Genomic DNA, 15,300 nt, shown 5'->3' with positions numbered 1-15,300 from the left:
CCGCCCGCACCGATGCGCCCGCCGGGATCGGTGTGTTCGAGCGCTGGCTGTCCCTCTGGATCGCGCTTTGCATCGGCGCCGGCATCCTGCTGGGGTCGGCGCTGCCGGGCCTGTTCGGCGTGCTGGCCGGGTTGGAGGTCGCCTCGGTCAATCTGGTCGTCGCCGTCCTGATCTGGGCCATGATCTTCCCGATGATGGTCAATGTGGACTTCGCGAGCCTCAGCCATATCGGCGACCGGCCGAAAGGGCTGGTGATCACGCTCGTCGTCAACTGGGTGATCAAGCCCTTCACCATGGCCGGCCTGGGCGTGCTGTTCTTCGAGGTGGTGTTCGCCGACATGATCGACCCGCAGACGGCGCAGGAATACATTGCCGGCCTGATCCTGCTGGGCGCCGCCCCTTGCACCGCCATGGTGTTCGTCTGGTCGCAACTCACCAAGGGCGACCCGACCTACACGCTGGTTCAGGTGAGCGTGAACGATCTGGTCATGGTGTTCGCGTTTGCGCCCATCGTCGCCCTGCTGCTGGGCGTCACCGACATCGCCGTGCCATGGGAGACGCTGCTGATCTCGGTCGCGCTCTATGTCGTGATTCCGCTGGCCGCGGGCGCCATCGTGCGGGCGAGCCTGATGCGCAAGGGCGGGCAGGGCGCCGTCGATGCCTTCACCGGCCGGGTGAAGCCGTTTTCCGTGCTGGGCCTGCTCGCCACCGTCGTGCTGCTGTTCGGCTTTCAGGGCCAGGTGATTGTGGAGAAACCCGTCCTGATCGCGCTGATCGCGGTGCCGCTGCTGATCCAGTCCTATGGCATTTTCGCCATCGCCTACGCGGCGGCCTGGGCCTGGCGGGTGCCGTTCAACGTGGCCGCTCCCTGCGCCCTGATCGGCACCTCGAACTTTTTCGAGCTGGCGGTGGCGGTCGCCATCTCGCTGTTCGGCCTGCATTCGGGCGCCGCGCTCGCCACCGTGGTCGGCGTGCTGGTGGAGGTGCCGGTCATGCTGTCGCTGGTCGCCTTCGCCAACCGGACGCGGCAGTTTTTCCCGTAGGGATCGCCGCCTAGGTCTTTAGTATAGGGCTTCGACACGCGCCGGTCCCTGCCTCCGCAGCGGCCGCGAAGAAGGAGCCCGCCCCATGAAATTCGGCATTTTCTACGAGCATCAGTTGCCCCGGCCCTGGACCGAGGACGCGGAACTGCAACTGATGCACGACTCCCTGGCCCAGATCGAATTGGCCGATCAGCTTGGCTATGACTACGCGTGGGAGGTGGAGCATCACTTCCTGGAGGAATACTCCCATTCCGCCAGCCCGGAAGTGTTCCTCGGCGCCGCCAGCCAGCGCACCAAGAATATCCGCCTTGGCTACGGCATCATCCAGCTGACCACGAACCAGCCGCACCGGGTGGCGGAGAAGGTGTCCACCCTCGACCTGCTGTCGCGCGGCCGGGTCGAGTTCGGCATGGGCGAGGGCGCCGGCCCGGCGGAACTGCACCCGTTCGGCATTCAGGTCCGCTCCAAGCGCGACCGCTGGGAAGAAGCCGTCAAGTGCACCATTCCCATGTTCACCAAGACCGATTGGGAATGGCACGGCCAGTTCTACGACTTCCCGGCGCGCAATGTGGTGCCGAAGCCGGTGCAGAAGCCGCACCCGCCGCTCTGGGTTGCCTGCTCCAACATCCAGACCATCGGCCAGGCCGGCCAGTGGGGCATGGGTGCGCTGGGCTTCACCTTCGTCTCGCCGGATGCGGCGGAGGCCTGGGTGCACAAGTATTACAACAACCTGCTGCACAACCAGCACAAGCTGACCGAGTACCAGACCAACCCGAACATCGCCATGGTCTCGGGCTTCATGTGTGCGGAGACGGACGAGGAAGCCTATGAGAAGGCCAGCGGCTGGACCTTCTTCATCTTCGCCCTGTCGCATTACGGCCGCGAGGGTATTGCCGCGCCCGGCACCGTCAATCTCTGGGACAAGTTCCAGGACTGGCGCCATTCGGAGAAGGCGCAGAAGGCGTTCGAGGGCGCGCTGATCGGCTCGCCGGACACGATCCGCCGCAAGCTGCGCATGTTCCAGGACGCGCATGTGGACCAGGTGATCCTGCTGAACCAGGCCGGCAAGACCAGCCATGAAGACATCTGTGCCTCGCTGAAAATGTTCGCCGAAGAGGTCATGCCGGAATTCCACGGCGAGGAAGCCGCGCACGCCGAGTGGAAGCGCGCGGTGCTGGCCGGCGAGATCGTGCTGGAGGAGTTGGACACCCAGCCCTACGACATTTACAGCCACCAGAACGAGGACATCGTCCGCCTGACCCCGGAACAGCTCAAGGCCCAGATGGCCGCCAAGGAAGCCGCCGCGGCCGGCGGCGACGACTGAGGCGCCGGCCGATCTTCGGATTGGCGCCGCTGCCGTTCGCCCTGGCCAACGGCAGCGGCGCCAATGCCGCTTTTCCGCCAGTTCCGAGCCGCCGGGCGAACCGGCCTCGCTGCCTCAGGTGCTGACCGCCTCCGCTTCCGCGACGCGGATTTCGAACGCCGCGGCCAGCAGGGCGCGGGTGTACGGTTCTTGAGGGGCGTCGAAAATGGCGTCGGCCGGCCCCTGTTCCACCACCTTGCCATCCTTCATCACGATCAGGTCGTGGGCGAGCGCGCGCACCACTTTCAGGTCGTGGCTGATGAACATGTAGGCGAGTTTGTGGCGTCGTTGCAGGTCGCGCAGCAGGTCGACGATCTGCGCCTGCACCGACATGTCGAGCGCGCTGGTGGGTTCGTCCAGCACCATGAACCGGGGCTTCAACACCATCGCCCGGGCGATGGCGATGCGCTGGCGCTGGCCGCCGGAGAATTCGTGCGGATAGCGGTCGGCCATGGAGGGCTCCAGCCCCACCTCGGCGAGCGTCGACTCGATCAGCCGGTTCGCCTCGGCCTCGGTATCGGCGAGCCGGTGCACCCGGAGCCCCTCGCCGACGATCTGGCGGATGGTGAGCCGCGGCGAAAGCGAGCCGTACGGGTCCTGAAAGACGATCTGGAGTTCCTTGCGCAGCGCCCGCAACTCCCGGCCCTGGGGCTGGCGCAAATCCTGGCCGCGGAAGGTGAGGCTGCCCTCCGCGCGCTCCAGCCGGATCAGGCCCAGGCCGAGCGTGGTCTTGCCGCTGCCGCTCTCGCCGACGACGCCGAGCGTGTGGCCCTCGCGCACGGTCAGCGAGATACCGTCCACCGCCTTGATATGGCCGACGGTGCGCCGCAGCACGCCGCGCTTGATCGGGAACCAGACCCGCACGTCCCGGCCCTGGATCACCACCGGCGCATCCGGGTCGGCCGGGTCCGGCCGGCCCTTGGGCTCGGCCGCCAGCAGGTGGCGGGTGTAGGGGTGTTGCGGGGCTTCGAAGATCGCCTCGGTGGTGCCGTGCTCGACGATCTCGCCCTGGGTCATGACCGCCACCCGGTCGGCCACCTTGCGGACGATGCCGAGGTCGTGGGTGATCAGCAGCAACGCCATGCCCAGGCGCTGGCGTAGGTCCTCCAGCAGTTCCAGGATTTGCGCCTGAATGGTGACGTCGACGGCGGTGGTGGGCTCGTCCGCGATCAGCAGGTCCGGCTCGTTCGCCAGCGCCATGGCGATCATCACGCGCTGGCGCTGGCCGCCGGAAAGCTGGTGCGGATAGCTGGAAAGGCGGGTTTCGGGGTCGGGAATGCCGACCAGGTGCAGCAGTTCCAGCACGCGCGCGCGGGTGCGCTCCGGCGAGAGGCCCTTGTGCACGCGCAAGACTTCGCCGATCTGCTTGTAGACCGTGTGCAGCGGGTTCAGGGCCGTCATCGGCTCCTGGAAGATCATGGCGATGCGGTTGCCGCGGATGTCGCGCAGCGTGCGCTTGTCGGCGCCCACCATCTCCCGCCCCTCGAACAGGATCGAGCCGGAGGGATGGCTCGCCGGCGGGTAGGAGAGAAGTTGCAGGATCGAGAGCGCGGTGACCGACTTGCCGGAGCCGCTCTCGCCGACCAGCGCCAGGGTCTCGCCCTTGGCAACGTCGAACGAGATGCCGCGCACCGCGTGGTTCACATGGCCGCCGGCGCGGAAGTCGACGGCCAGGTCGCGGACCTGGAGCAGGGGTTCGGTCATCGGCTCAGAGCCCCGTCTTGCGCGGGTCGAAGGCGTCGCGCACCGCCTCGCCGACGAACACCAGGAGCGACAGCAGCACGGCGATGGTGAAAAAGCCGGTGAGGCCGAGCCAGGGCGCTTGCAGGTTGGCCTTGCCCTGGGCCAGCAGCGCGCCGAGCGAGGGCGAGCCCGGCGGCAGGCCGAAGCCCAGATAGTCGAGGCCGGTCAGGCTGGTGATGCCGCCCAGAAGCGAGAACGGCAGGAAGGTCAGGGTCGCGACCATGGCGTTCGGCAGCACATGGCGGAAGATGATCACCAGATCGCGCACCCCCAGCGCCCGCGCGGCGCGGACATAGTCGAAATTGCGGGCGCGCAGGAACTCCGCCCGCACCACGCCGACAAAGCCGATCCAGCCGAACAGCAGCAGCAGGGTCAGGATGGTGAAGAAGCCGGGGACGATGACGCTGGCCATAATGATGAGGATGTAGAGCGTCGGCAGGCCGGACCAGATCTCGATAAAGCGCTGGAACAGCAGGTCGAACCAGCCGCCGTAAAAGCCCTGCAGCGCGCCGGCCGACACGCCGACCAGCGCGCTCAGCACCGTCAGGGTCACGCCGAAAATCACGGAGATGCGGAAGCCGTAGACCAGGCCGGCCATCACGTCCCGCGCCTGGTCGTCGGTGCCGAGCCAGTGGGTGCCATCCGGTGGCGAGGGCGCGGGCTCCGGCAGGTCCCAGGCGACGGTGTCGTAGCTGAACGGGATCACCGGCCAGAGCATCCACCCTTTTTCGCCGATCTTCTCTTTCACATAGGGGTCGCGGTAGTCGGCCTCCGTCGGGAATTCGCCGCCGAACGTCGTCTCCGGATAGCCCTGGAAAATCGGCATGTAGACGCCGCCGTCGTACCAGACCAGGAAGGGCTTGTCGTTCGCCAGGAACTCCGCGAACAGCGACAGGCCGAACAGGATCAGGAACAGCCAGAGCGCCCAAAAGCCCCGGCGGTTGGCCTTGAAATTGGCGATACGGCGTTGGGTGAGAGGGGAGAGGGCCATGGTGCGGCTACCCGTCCAGTTCCGGCACGTGCGAGGGTGCCCGCCGTTGTTTCATGATCCACCGGCCGCCTCCCCGGACTTGATCCGGGGGCCATGCCTGAGAGTTCCCCACAGGATCCGAACCCTGTGAGAAGCGCTCAGGCATGGGTCCCCGATCGGGTCGGGGACGGGGGAGGAGGGGGAAAAGGGGCGTTGCACCCATGCGCTAGGCTCCTCTCGCTTCGAAGTCGATGCGGGGGTCGACGATCATGTACATCAGGTCGCCGACCAGCCCCATGACCAGCCCCAGCAGGGTGAAGACGTAGAGGGTCGCGAACATGACCGGATAATCCCGGTTCAGCGCCGACTCCAGGCCCAGCAGGCCGAGGCCGTCCAGCGAAAAGATGGTTTCGATGAACACGGCCGAGCCGAACAGGATGCCGACGAAGGCGCCGGGGAAGCCGGCGATGACGATCAGCATGCCGTTGCGGAACACATGGCCCCACAGCACCTGCCGCTCGGTCAGGCCCTTGGCGCGGGCGGTGATGACGTATTGCTGCGAGATCTGGTCGAGAAAGCTGTTCTTGGTCAGCAGGGTCAGCGTCGCGAACGCGCCGATCATCATGGCGGCGAGCGGCAGCGTCATGTGCCAGAAATAGTCGCCGATCTGCTCCAGCAGGCTCATCTGGTCGAAGCCGGGCGAGGTCAGGCCGCGCAGCGGGAACCAGTCGAAATAGTTGCCGCCGGCGAACAGCACCAGCAGCAGGATGGCGAAGCCGAAGCTGGGAATGGCGTTGCCGACGATGATGAGACCGCTGGTCCAGACATCGAAGCGCGAGCCGTCCCGCACCGCCTTGGCAATGCCGAGCGGCAGGCAGATCAGATAGGTCAAGAGCGTCGTCCAGAGGCCGAGCGAGATCGAGACCGGCATTTTCTCCAGCACCAGATCGACTACGGACTGGTCGCGGAAGAAGCTCTTGCCGAAGTCGAAGGTGAGGTAGGAGCCCATCATCATCAGGAAACGCTCGCCCAGCGGCTTGTCGAAGCCGAACTGGCGCTCCAGGTCCTTGATGAATTCGGGGTCCAGGCCCTGGGCGCCGCGATAGGTGTTGCCAGGGCTGGTCGACGCGCCGCCTTGCGGGCCGCCCTCGCCGCCGGCGCCGGGCACGAACTCGCTGCCGGACTGGGTGACGCGCTGGATGGCGCCGGTGCCCTGGCCGGAAAGCTGGGCGATCACCTGCTCCACCGGCCCGCCGGGGGCGAGCTGGATGATCAGGAAGTTGATCGCCATGATGCCGAGCAGGGTCGGGATCATCAGCAACAGACGGCGGATGATATAGGCCAGCATCAGTTGGTCGTCTTTCCGCGTTCGGCGGCCAGGCGCTCCGCCTTGGCCTCGTCCCACCACCAGTAGCTGAGGCTGGTGCCGCTGTCGGGGGTGACCCGGGGTCGGGAGAACTTGTCCCAGTAGAGGATGCGGTCCACCGACAGGTACCAGTTCGGGATCACGAAATGGTGCGAGCGCAGCACCCGGTCCAGCGCGCGGGTCCGGTTGACCAGGCTTTCGCGGTCGGGCGCGGTGATGATTTCCTCGACCAGCGCGTCGACCACCGGGTCTTTCAGGCCGGCATAGTTGCGGGAGGACGGCAGGTCGGCGGCCTCGCTGCTCCACATGGCGCGCTGTTCGTTGCCGGGCGAGTCGCTCTGGCCCCAGCCACCGACGATCATGTCGAAATCGCGGGCGCGGATGCGGTTGATGTATTGCGCATCGTCGACCTCGCGAATGGTCATGGTGATGCCGAGACGGGCGAGATTGCGCTGCATCGGCAACACGATGCGGCGGAAGGCGCTGCCGCCCGCGCGCAGCAGCATTTCGAACCGCAAGGGCTCGCCGGTGGCCTTGTTCACCATTTTCAGGTCGCGCACCTCATAGCCGGCCTGGAACAGCAGCTTGAACGCCTTGCGGAGATTGTCGCGCGGCCAGCCGGAGCCGTCGGTGGTGGGGGGCGTATCCGCCGGGCCGAACACTTCCGGCGCGAGCCGGCTGCGGAACGGCTCCAGGATTTTCAGTTCCTCGGGCGACGGCATGCCCTTGGCGGCAAGCTCGGAGTTGGAGAAGAAGCTGTTGCTGCGCTCGTACTGGCCGAAAAACAGGTTCTTGTTCGACCATTCGAAATCGAAGGCGTAGGCCAGCGCCTCGCGCACGGCGATATTCTGGAACACCGGCCGGCGCAGATTCATGACGAAGGCCTGCATGCCGGCCGGGCGGTTGTGGTGGATTTCCTCTTTCTTCAGCCAGCCCTTGCGCACCGCCTCGATGTTGAAATCCTGCGCCCAGGCCTTGGCCTGGTTCTCGGTGTAATAGTCGATGTCACCGGCCTTGATCGCCTCGCGGATCACGGTCTGGTCGCGGTAATAATCGTGGCGCATGCGGTCGAAATTGTCCTGGCCGCGGTTCACCGGCAGGTCGCGGCCCCAATAGTCCTTCACCCGCTCGACCACGGTGTAGCGACCGGGCTCGAACGCCACGATCTTGTAGGGGCCGGAGCCGAGCGGCGGCTCCAGCGTCGTCTTGGAGAAGTCGCGGCCTTGCCAGTAATGCTTCGGCAGCACCGGCAACTCGCCGACGATCAGGGCCAGTTCCGGGTTCTTGTTGGTCTTGAAGCGATAGGTGACCGTGTGCGGGTCGTCAGCGGTGACCGAGGCGACGTCGCGATAATAGAAGCGATAAAAGGGTTGGCCCTCCTTCATCAGGATGTTGAAGGAGAACACCACGTCGTCGGCGGTGATGGGCAGGCCGTCGTGCCAGCGGGCCTCCGGGCGCAGGTGGAAGGTGATCCACGAGCGGTCCTTGGGATAGGTGACCGATTCGGCGATCAGGCCGTAGCGGGTGAAGGGCTCGTCGGCGCTGGCGGTCATCAGGGTTTCCAGGCCCGCCGTGCTGTGGGCGGCCGGATTGCCCTTGGGGATGAAGGGGTTGAAGCTGTCGAACGTGCCGGTCACCGCCTGTTTGACGAAGCCGCCCTTCGGTGCATCCGGGTTCACATAGGCGAAATGCCGGAAGTCCGCCCGGTATTTCGGCGCGCCGTGCATGGCGATGGCGTGCGAGTGGATGATCTCCTGGCCCTTGTCCGCCTCTCTGTCCGCCTCTGCGCGGGCAGCGATGGCGCTGTCGGCGGCGGCCGGACTCTCGGCGCGCGCCGGGGCGGTGGCCAGCAGCAGGGCTGCCAGCACCGGGAGGAGGATGGATCGGAGGAGGCCGTTACCCTGCTGGATCATGGGCTTGATAGTGGGGAGAGTCGGGCCGGGATGCCAGCCCTGGGACCGCACATGTCACACGCTGGCGGCAACGGGTCTATGCGTCCGCTTGTTCCGGGCGGTCGACGCGCACGGCGATCCCGTCCAGGCCGGGCGCCGCGGCGGGGTAGCGGCGCAGCACCAGCGGGTCGTGGCCGGGCACGATATGCGCGTCCGACGGCGCCAGCCGGCGCAGCGTGCGATAGCCCTCCAGCATGCCGCTCATGTGCACGTGCGTGGTGAAGGAGGGTTCCTCCAGGAAGCTCTCGTAATAGTGCGCGGCGTCAGCGGCGAGAATCACCCGGCCGCGCTCGGTCTGAACGCTGACGCATTGTAGGCCGGCGGCATGGCCGCCGATGAAATGGACGGCAATGCCGGGGGCGATCTCCGCATCGCCGCTGTAATACTGCACCCGGTAGGCGAAGGTGGCGCGCAGCGTCGCCAGCGCATCCTCCTTGGTGAAGGAATGGCCGAGGACGCCGAAGGTGATGCCGCGGCCGGTCGCGAACGCCATCTCGGCGGTTTGCAGGTGGAAGCGGGCGTTGGGGAACAGGTCGAGATTGCCGGCATGGTCGTAATGCATGTGGCTGATGATGACGTCCTGGACGTCGTTCGGCTCGATCCCGACCCGCCTGAGCCCTTCGTCGGGGCTCTGGGTCATGATGCGGCCGCGGCGCTCGCCCTCGTCGCGCGAGAAGCCGGTGTCGACGATCACGGTGCGTTCGCCATTGCGGATCGCCCAGACATAATAGTCCATCGCCAGCGGCGCATCGTGCGGGTCGCCGCCGATGAAAATCGCGCCACGGGTGCCGACCCGCTCGCCGTATTTGACGGCAAAAATCTCGTAGGTGGGGGCGGCGGTGGGGGCGGTCATGGGCGTTGCTCGCTCGCGCTATCCGGAGGCGGGGCGGCAGCTTAGCCCGCCACCGCGGGGCTGCAAAGGGCGGGAGGGCTTCAGGCCCGATCCCGCGTCAGCAGGGCCACCGCTTCCGCATGCACGCGGGCGTCGCCGGCGGCGAGGACGGTGCCGTCGCCATCCAGGCCGAGCGGCTTGCCGGACCAGTCGGTGATGCGGCCGCCGGCGCCCTCGACCACCGGCACCAGGGCCATGAAGTCGTAGGTTTGCATGCTGGCCTCGATGGTCAGGTCGACAAAGCCGCTGGCCACCAGGCCGTAGCCATAGCAGTCGCCGCCGTAATTGCACCCGGCCGAAGCGTCCCGCACGCGCTCGAAGCCCTGCATTTGGGCGCCCTGGAACATTTCCGGGGTGGTGGTGTTGATCCAGGCATCGGCGAGGCGTTCGCACGCCCGCGTTTCCGCGGGTTCACCGTTCCAGGTGGTGCGGTGGCCGGCGGCGCCGATCCATTGTTCGTCCAGCATCGGCATGTCGATCAGGCCGAGGATCGGGCGGCCCTTGTGGGCCAGCGCGATCAGGGTGCCGAAGGTGGGCTTGCCGACGACGAAGGCGCGGGTGCCATCCAGCGGATCGACCACCCAGACATAATCGGCGTCCGCGCGTTCGCTGCCGTGCTCCTCGCCGATCAGGCCGTGGTCCGGCACCTCGCGCGCCAGCAGGCTGCGGATCGCGGCTTCGGCCTCGCGGTCGGCCCGGGTCACGGGCGATTCGTCGCCCTTGCGGACCACGTCCAGCCGGGCGCGGAAATACCGGCGCAAAATCGGGCGGCTCAGTTGAGCCGCCCGTTGTGCCAGGTCGATCAGTTCGCGCGGGACGGTCTGCATGGCGATGGCCCGCGTTCCGAACGCCTAGTGCTTTTGCGGCGCGGCGCCCTCGGCGGGCTTGGCCTCGCCCTCGGCCGGCTTGGCGTCGCCTTCGCTGGCGGCAGCGGCCGGATCGGGCAGCGGCGGCGGGTTGTCGGTGAACGAGCGCAGATAGGTGATCACGGCGGCCCGGTCCTTCGCGTCCTTCAGGCCCGGGAACGACATCTTGGTGCCCGGCGCGTAGTCCTTCGGCTTGTACAGGAAATGGTTCAGGGCGTCATAGGTCCAGGTGCCCTTCATGTCCTGCATGACGGCCGAATAGGCGAAGTCCTTGTGATGGGCGTGCGGCGCACCGACGACACCGGCCAGATTCGGGCCGACCTTGTTCGGGCCGCCCGGCTCGAACGTGTGGCAGGAGGCGCATTTCTTGGCGACCTTCTCGCCATCCTCGACCGTCGCCGTCGCCAGAAGGGCGGCAATCGGCTCGGGGCCGGCGGGCTTGGCGGCTTCCTTGTGCTCGGTCGGTGCGAGATCGGCAAACAGGTTCGGGCCGTCATGGCCGCCGTGCGCGCCCGGCACGGGGATGATCAGCTTCGCGACGAAGCCCAGCAGCATCGCCACCACCCCTGCGGTGAGGATCGCGGCTGCGATCTTGTTGACTTCCATCGAGTTCATGAAACGGGCCTTTCTCGGACTATCGGCATCGCACGGGCAGCAAGACTAGCATACGGAAACGGCTACCGCCGAACCCGTTGCGGGCAAATGCGGCTCAACGCCACTGTTGACGTGCGCGCCGGCCTGAGGCTCCACGCCCTCTTGCCCGGGAAGCAAATCGGGGGCAAGCGGAATCGGCTATGATGACCCGTCCGCCACGCCGACAGAAGGGCCAGCCGCCATGCGTTCGATCGTGATGATTCCCGCCCGCCTTGCCTCCACCCGCCTGCCGGACAAGCCGCTGGCGGACATTGGCGGCAAGCCGATGATCGTCCGCGTGGTGGAGCGCGCCCAGGCGGCCAAGGTCGGGCCGGTGATCGTGGCCGCGGCCGAACAGGCGATTGTCGACGCGGTGGTCGCCGCCGGCGGCGATGCGGTGCTGACCGATCCGGACCTGCCGAGCGGGTCCGACCGGATCATGCAGGCCTTGCGCCGGGTCGACCCCACCCGGGTCTATGACACGGTGGTCAATGTCCAGGGCGACCTGCCGACCCTGGACCCGCAGACCATCGCCGCGACGCTGGCGGCGCTGGACGATGCGGCCATCGCCACGCCGGTGGCGGAGATCGTGCGCGAGGAAGAGCGCACCAACCCGAATGTCGTCAAGGCCGTGTTCGGCGCCAACCGCCGTGCGCTGTATTTCACCCGCGCGACGGCGCCGACCGGCGATGGGCCGCTCTATCACCATATCGGCCTGTATGTGTATCGCCGGGCCGCGCTGGAGCGGTTCGTGAGCCTGCCGCCCGGCCTGCTGGAGCAGCGCGAACGCCTGGAACAGCTGCGCGCCCTGGAAGACGGGATGCCCATCAACATTGCCATCGTTGACACGGTTCCTCTCGGGGTCGACACTCCGGCCGATCTTGAACGGGCCCGCGCATGGTATGCGGCCCGCCCCTCAACCGACGAAGCCCGATGACCGATCCGTCCCGAATCATTGCGTTCCAGGGCGCTCCCGGCGCCTATTCCGACCTCGCCTGCCGCACGGCCTATCCCGACTGGACCACCTTGCCCTGCGGCTCGTTCGAGGGCGCGTTCGGCGCGGTGGAGACCGGGCGGGCGGCGCTCGGCATGATCCCGATCGAGAATTCGCTGGCCGGGCGCGTGGCCGACATCCACCACCTGCTGCCGGGGACGGGCCTGCACATCGTCGGCGAGCATTTCCAGCGGGTGCGCCATCAGTTGCTGGCGCCGAAGGGCGCCTCGCTGAAGACGATCAAGCGCGTGCGCAGTCACGTGCATGCGCTGGGCCAGTGCCGCAACGCCTTCAAGCGCCTGGGGTTGGAGGCGATCGTCCATGCGGACACCGCCGGCGCCGCGGCCGACCTGGCGCAGTCGCGGAATATCGAGGAAGCCGCGGTGGCGTCCTCTCTGGCGGCGGACATTTACGGGCTGGAAATCCTGGAACGGGATATCGAGGACGCGAGCCACAACACCACGCGCTTCATCGTGCTGTCGCGCGACCCGGTGCGGCCGCCGCCGCCGTCGGCCAATGGCGGCGGGCGGGTGATCACCACCTTCATCTTCCGCGTGCGCAACGTGCCGGCGGCGCTGTACAAGGCGCTGGGCGGTTTCGCCACCAACGGCGTGAACATGACCAAGCTGGAAAGCTATATGGTCGAGGGCGAGTTCACCGCGACCCAGTTCTATGCCGACGTGGAAGGCCACCCGGACGAGGCGTCACTGCGCAACGCACTGGAAGAGCTGGAATTCTACAGCCGCGAGGTGCGGATCCTGGGCGTCTATCCGGCCCATCCGTTCCGCAAGGAACAGGGCTTCTAGGCGCCGCGGCGCTGGTTGAGCCACGCTCCTGCCCCATCTCCCGCGCAAGCGGGAGCCCATGCCTGAGCGCTTCTCACAGGATACCGACTCTGTATTTGCCTCTCAGGCATGGGTCCCCGCTTCCGCGAGGACAGGGGAGATGGGGTGGTAGGCCAGCGGGAACAGACTCCGCGCTAGGCGCCGCGGCGCTCAGGTGGCGTTGGCGGCTTCCAGCGCCCAGCGGCCGATCAGGTTGCGCTGGATCTGGTTCGTGCCCTCGATGATCTGCAACACCTTGGCGTCGCGGAAATAGCGCTCGACCGGATTGTCCTTGCTGATGCCGGCCGAGCCCCAAAGCTGCACCGCGTCCGTCGCCACCTTCATCGCCGTGTCGGTGGCGAAGCATTTGGCCATGGCCGCCGCCATCGCCAACTCCTTGCCGACCACGCCCCGGTCCGCCAGCGAGGCGGCCCGGTAGACCAGCCCGCGCGCGGCCTCGATCTGGATCGCCATGTCGGCGATCATCCACTGCACGCCCTGGAAGGCCGCCACTTTCTGGCCGAAGGCCTGGCGCTCCTCGACGAATTTCGCGGCCAGTTCCATCGCGCCCTGGGCGAGGCCGACGCCGCGCGCGCCCATGATCGGCCGGCCGTGGTTGAAGGCGTCCATCACCGCCCGGAAGCCTGCACCCTCCGCGCCCAGGCGCGCGCTTTCCGGCACGAAGGCGCCGTCGAAATAGAGCGGGCAGGAGGGGATGCCGCGGGCGCCCAGCTTGTTCTCCGGCTTGCCGATGGTGAAGCCGGGCGTGTCGCGCTCCAGGATGAAGGCGCTGATGCCGCCATGGCGCTTGCTCGGGTCGGTCTTGGCGGCGACGACGAACACGTCGGCGACGGTGGAATTGGTGCAATAGACCTTGGAGCCGTAAAGCGTGTAGCCGCCTTCGGCCCGGTCGGCGCGGGTCAGGATGCCGGCGACGTCGCTGCCCGATTGCGCCTCGGTCACGCTGATCGAGGCGCGGATGCTTCCGTCGGCGAGTCCCGGCAGCAATCGCTTTTTCTGCTCTTCCGTGCCGGCCGACTGGATGCCGCCGAAGGCGCTCCACTGCACCACCAGCAGATAGGCGGTGTTGTAGCAGACGCGCCCCAACTCCTCGACCGCCAGGCAGGCGGAGACCAGGCTGCCGGTGCCGCCATAGGCGGGGTCGATGGGCAGGGCGAACAGGCCCAGCTCCTTCAGCAGGTCGAACATGTCCTGCGGGTAGTCCGCCGTGCGGTCGATCTCCGCCGCCCGTGGCGCCACCCGCTCGTTGGCGAGGCGGCGAAGCATGGTTTGCAGCTGGCGTTGTTCGTCGGAAAGCTGGAGGAGCATGGGCGGCGGTCCGGTCGGGCGGGGAGGTTCGCGGTCCGCCACTGTAGGACAATGCCGCCGCCGAGGAAAAGCGGCCGCCGCGGTTGGCTACTCCCGCAGCCGTTCGGCGCGCACCGCCTGGGTCAGGTAGCGGCTCATGCGGGCCAGGGCGGGGTCCCCGGCCGCGGCCTGGGCCGCGAGGCGCCGGCGGCGGCGAAGCGCGGCCACCACCGAGCCCAGCCGGAGCGCCGGCGCGGCGGTGCCATCGGCTCCGGCGCGGTACCGGGCGGATCGGGCCGTCATACTGGCATTCCAGCGCCAGGCGCCGGTTCGGGAAGGGGGCGGTTGCGAGCATGGGCGCTATAATAGGTTATTGTTCCTATATTGTCAACCGCCGTTGCCAGTGGCGGCGGCGGGCATAGGATGCGCCGTTTCCTTCCTCCCATCCCGAGGCCGCCCATGCCGTTCCGCACCCTGCTGTTCACGCCCGGCAACCATCCGCGCAAGGTCGCGAAAGTGTTCGCGGCCGGCGCCGACGCCGTCATCCTCGACCTGGAGGACGCGGTCGCCATCGCCGAAAAGCCCGCCACCCGGCAGGCGGTCGTCGCGGCGCTGCGGGCGAGGCCGGTGCCGCGGCGGCCCTTGGGCTATGTGCGGGTGAATGCGCTGTCGACACCGTTCGCCTATGGCGATTTCCAGGCGGTGGTCGGCCCCTGGCTCGACGGCATCGTCCTGCCGAAGGTGGAGAGCGCGGCGGAACTCGCCACGGCCGAATGGCTGCTGGCCCAGTGCGAGCGCGAGGCGGGTCTGGCCCCCGGCAGCATCGACCTGATCCCGATCATCGAGACCGCGCGCGCGGAGCAGGCACTGGACGCCATCGCGGCGGCGGCGACGCGGGTTCGGCGGCTCTCGTTCGGCGCGGGCGACTACACGCTCGACATTGGCCGCGAATGGAGCCTGGGCGAGGGCGAATTGCTGCCGATGCGCCACCGGATGGTGAGCGTGAGCCGCGCCGCGGGGCTGGAGCCGCCGCTGGACAGCGTCTTCATTCACCTGCGGGAGACCGAGGCGTTCCAGGCCTCCTGCGCCACGGTCCGCGGGCTGGGCTTTCAGGGCAAGCTCTGCATTCATCCGGACCAGATCGCCGCGGCCAACGCCGCCTTCACGCCGACGGCGGATCAGGTGGCCCATGCCGAGAAGATCGTCGCCGCCTTCGCCGCGGCCGAGGCGGCGGGCAGCGCCTCGATCCAGGTGGAGGGCTATTTCGTCGACTACCCCATCGTCGAGAAGGCCCGGCGCACGCTGGCGCTGATGCAGGCGATCCGCGCCGCCGGTTAGAGCGGATT

14 protein-coding genes are annotated in these 15,300 nt (G+C 67.7%); 5 read left to right on the top strand and 9 right to left on the bottom strand.

The annotated features are described in order from the left end of the window. Positions 1 to 26 precede the first annotated feature (26 nt). Positions 27 to 1,043 carry an ACR3 family arsenite efflux transporter gene (arsB, locus tag H6844_13975; protein ID MCB9930509.1) on the top strand — a complete coding sequence of 339 codons (1,017 nt, stop codon included), beginning with the start codon at positions 27 to 29 and terminating at the stop codon, positions 1,041 to 1,043. A gap of 85 nt (positions 1,044 to 1,128) precedes the next feature. Continuing rightward, positions 1,129 to 2,367, top strand: coding sequence for an LLM class flavin-dependent oxidoreductase (locus tag H6844_13970; GenBank protein MCB9930508.1), 1,239 nt, complete (start codon positions 1,129 to 1,131; stop codon positions 2,365 to 2,367). 114 nt (positions 2,368 to 2,481) lie between these two features. Here the strand turns inward: H6844_13970 and H6844_13965 are convergent, their stop codons facing one another. The 7 genes from H6844_13965 to H6844_13935 all read right to left on the bottom strand — a co-directional run bounded on the left by H6844_13965 (position 2,482) and on the right by H6844_13935 (position 10,810). Further along, positions 2,482 to 4,110 carry an ABC transporter ATP-binding protein gene (locus H6844_13965; protein MCB9930507.1) on the bottom strand — a complete coding sequence of 543 codons (1,629 nt, stop codon included), beginning with the start codon at positions 4,108 to 4,110 and terminating at the stop codon, positions 2,482 to 2,484. A gap of 4 nt (positions 4,111 to 4,114) precedes the next feature. Continuing rightward, a complete protein-coding gene (locus H6844_13960) occupies positions 4,115 to 5,140 on the bottom strand; it encodes an ABC transporter permease (GenBank protein MCB9930506.1) in 1,026 nt (341 codons plus the stop codon). Between the two features lie 205 nt (positions 5,141 to 5,345). Then, positions 5,346 to 6,467, bottom strand: a complete 1,122-nt coding sequence (gene yejB / locus H6844_13955; protein MCB9930505.1) for a microcin C ABC transporter permease YejB — start codon at positions 6,465 to 6,467, stop codon at positions 5,346 to 5,348. Beyond that, entirely contained in the window at positions 6,467 to 8,398 is a 1,932-nt protein-coding gene (locus H6844_13950) for an ABC transporter substrate-binding protein (protein ID MCB9930504.1), read from the bottom strand. Before H6844_13950 ends, yejB begins: the two co-directional genes overlap by 1 nt. A 76-nt stretch (positions 8,399 to 8,474) precedes the next feature. After that, entirely contained in the window at positions 8,475 to 9,290 is an 816-nt protein-coding gene (locus H6844_13945) for an N-acyl homoserine lactonase family protein (GenBank protein MCB9930503.1), read from the bottom strand. Positions 9,291 to 9,370: 80 nt separating this feature from the next. After that, positions 9,371 to 10,156, bottom strand: coding sequence for a histidinol-phosphatase (gene hisN, locus H6844_13940; protein MCB9930502.1), 786 nt, complete (start codon positions 10,154 to 10,156; stop codon positions 9,371 to 9,373). Between the two features lie 24 nt (positions 10,157 to 10,180). After that, positions 10,181 to 10,810, bottom strand: a complete 630-nt coding sequence (locus H6844_13935) for a cytochrome c family protein (GenBank protein ID MCB9930501.1) — start codon at positions 10,808 to 10,810, stop codon at positions 10,181 to 10,183. A 220-nt stretch (positions 10,811 to 11,030) separates the two neighbouring features. Between H6844_13935 and H6844_13930 the strand changes: the two genes are divergently transcribed. Next, positions 11,031 to 11,765: a 3-deoxy-manno-octulosonate cytidylyltransferase gene (locus H6844_13930; protein ID MCB9930500.1), complete on the top strand. Its 735-nt coding sequence runs from the start codon at positions 11,031 to 11,033 to the stop codon at positions 11,763 to 11,765. Beyond that, entirely contained in the window at positions 11,762 to 12,628 is an 867-nt protein-coding gene (locus H6844_13925; protein MCB9930499.1) for a prephenate dehydratase, read from the top strand. Before H6844_13930 ends, H6844_13925 begins: the two co-directional genes overlap by 4 nt. Before the next feature lie 189 nt (positions 12,629 to 12,817). Here the strand turns inward: H6844_13925 and H6844_13920 are convergent, their stop codons facing one another. Together H6844_13920 and H6844_13915 are read right to left on the bottom strand one after the other, a co-directional pair. Then, positions 12,818 to 13,975 (bottom strand): acyl-CoA dehydrogenase family protein, encoded by a 1,158-nt coding sequence (locus H6844_13920; GenBank protein ID MCB9930498.1) that lies wholly within the window; start codon positions 13,973 to 13,975, stop codon positions 12,818 to 12,820. A gap of 87 nt (positions 13,976 to 14,062) precedes the next feature. Then, the gene (locus H6844_13915) at positions 14,063 to 14,257 is read right to left on the bottom strand and encodes a hypothetical protein (GenBank protein ID MCB9930497.1); all 195 of its coding nucleotides are present in this window, start codon (positions 14,255 to 14,257) and stop codon (positions 14,063 to 14,065) included. 156 nt (positions 14,258 to 14,413) lie between these two features. Between H6844_13915 and H6844_13910 the strand changes: the two genes are divergently transcribed. Next, complete coding sequence (locus H6844_13910) at positions 14,414 to 15,292, top strand: CoA ester lyase (GenBank protein ID MCB9930496.1); 879 nt, start codon at positions 14,414 to 14,416, stop codon at positions 15,290 to 15,292. The last annotated feature ends 8 nt before the right edge of the window (positions 15,293 to 15,300 follow it).

The organism is Alphaproteobacteria bacterium (assembly GCA_020638555.1).
Classification (GTDB): Bacteria; Pseudomonadota; Alphaproteobacteria; order Bin95; family Bin95; genus JACKII01.
The sequence above is the reverse complement of the archived record's forward strand: the minus strand, read 5'-3'. Positions and strand labels throughout refer to the sequence as shown.

Bases quoted from the DNA above. Each gene is read 5' to 3' on its own strand.
- H6844_13970 (MCB9930508.1), top strand. From the start codon at position 1,129: ATGAAATTCGGCATTTTCTACGAGCATCAGTTGCCCCGGCCCTGGACC.
- H6844_13965 (MCB9930507.1), bottom strand. From the start codon at position 4,110: ATGACCGAACCCCTGCTCCAGGTCCGCGACCTGGCCGTCGACTTCCGC.
- H6844_13960 (MCB9930506.1), bottom strand. From the start codon at position 5,140: ATGGCCCTCTCCCCTCTCACCCAACGCCGTATCGCCAATTTCAAGGCC.
- yejB (MCB9930505.1), bottom strand. From the start codon at position 6,467: ATGCTGGCCTATATCATCCGCCGTCTGTTGCTGATGATCCCGACCCTG.
- H6844_13950 (MCB9930504.1), bottom strand. From the start codon at position 8,398: ATGATCCAGCAGGGTAACGGCCTCCTCCGATCCATCCTCCTCCCGGTG.
- H6844_13945 (MCB9930503.1), bottom strand. From the start codon at position 9,290: ATGACCGCCCCCACCGCCGCCCCCACCTACGAGATTTTTGCCGTCAAA.
- hisN (MCB9930502.1), bottom strand. From the start codon at position 10,156: ATGCAGACCGTCCCGCGCGAACTGATCGACCTGGCACAACGGGCGGCT.
- H6844_13935 (MCB9930501.1), bottom strand. From the start codon at position 10,810: ATGAACTCGATGGAAGTCAACAAGATCGCAGCCGCGATCCTCACCGCA.
- H6844_13930 (MCB9930500.1), top strand. From the start codon at position 11,031: ATGCGTTCGATCGTGATGATTCCCGCCCGCCTTGCCTCCACCCGCCTG.
- H6844_13925 (MCB9930499.1), top strand. From the start codon at position 11,762: ATGACCGATCCGTCCCGAATCATTGCGTTCCAGGGCGCTCCCGGCGCC.
- H6844_13920 (MCB9930498.1), bottom strand. From the start codon at position 13,975: ATGCTCCTCCAGCTTTCCGACGAACAACGCCAGCTGCAAACCATGCTT.
- H6844_13915 (MCB9930497.1), bottom strand. From the start codon at position 14,257: ATGACGGCCCGATCCGCCCGGTACCGCGCCGGAGCCGATGGCACCGCC.
- H6844_13910 (MCB9930496.1), top strand. From the start codon at position 14,414: ATGCCGTTCCGCACCCTGCTGTTCACGCCCGGCAACCATCCGCGCAAG.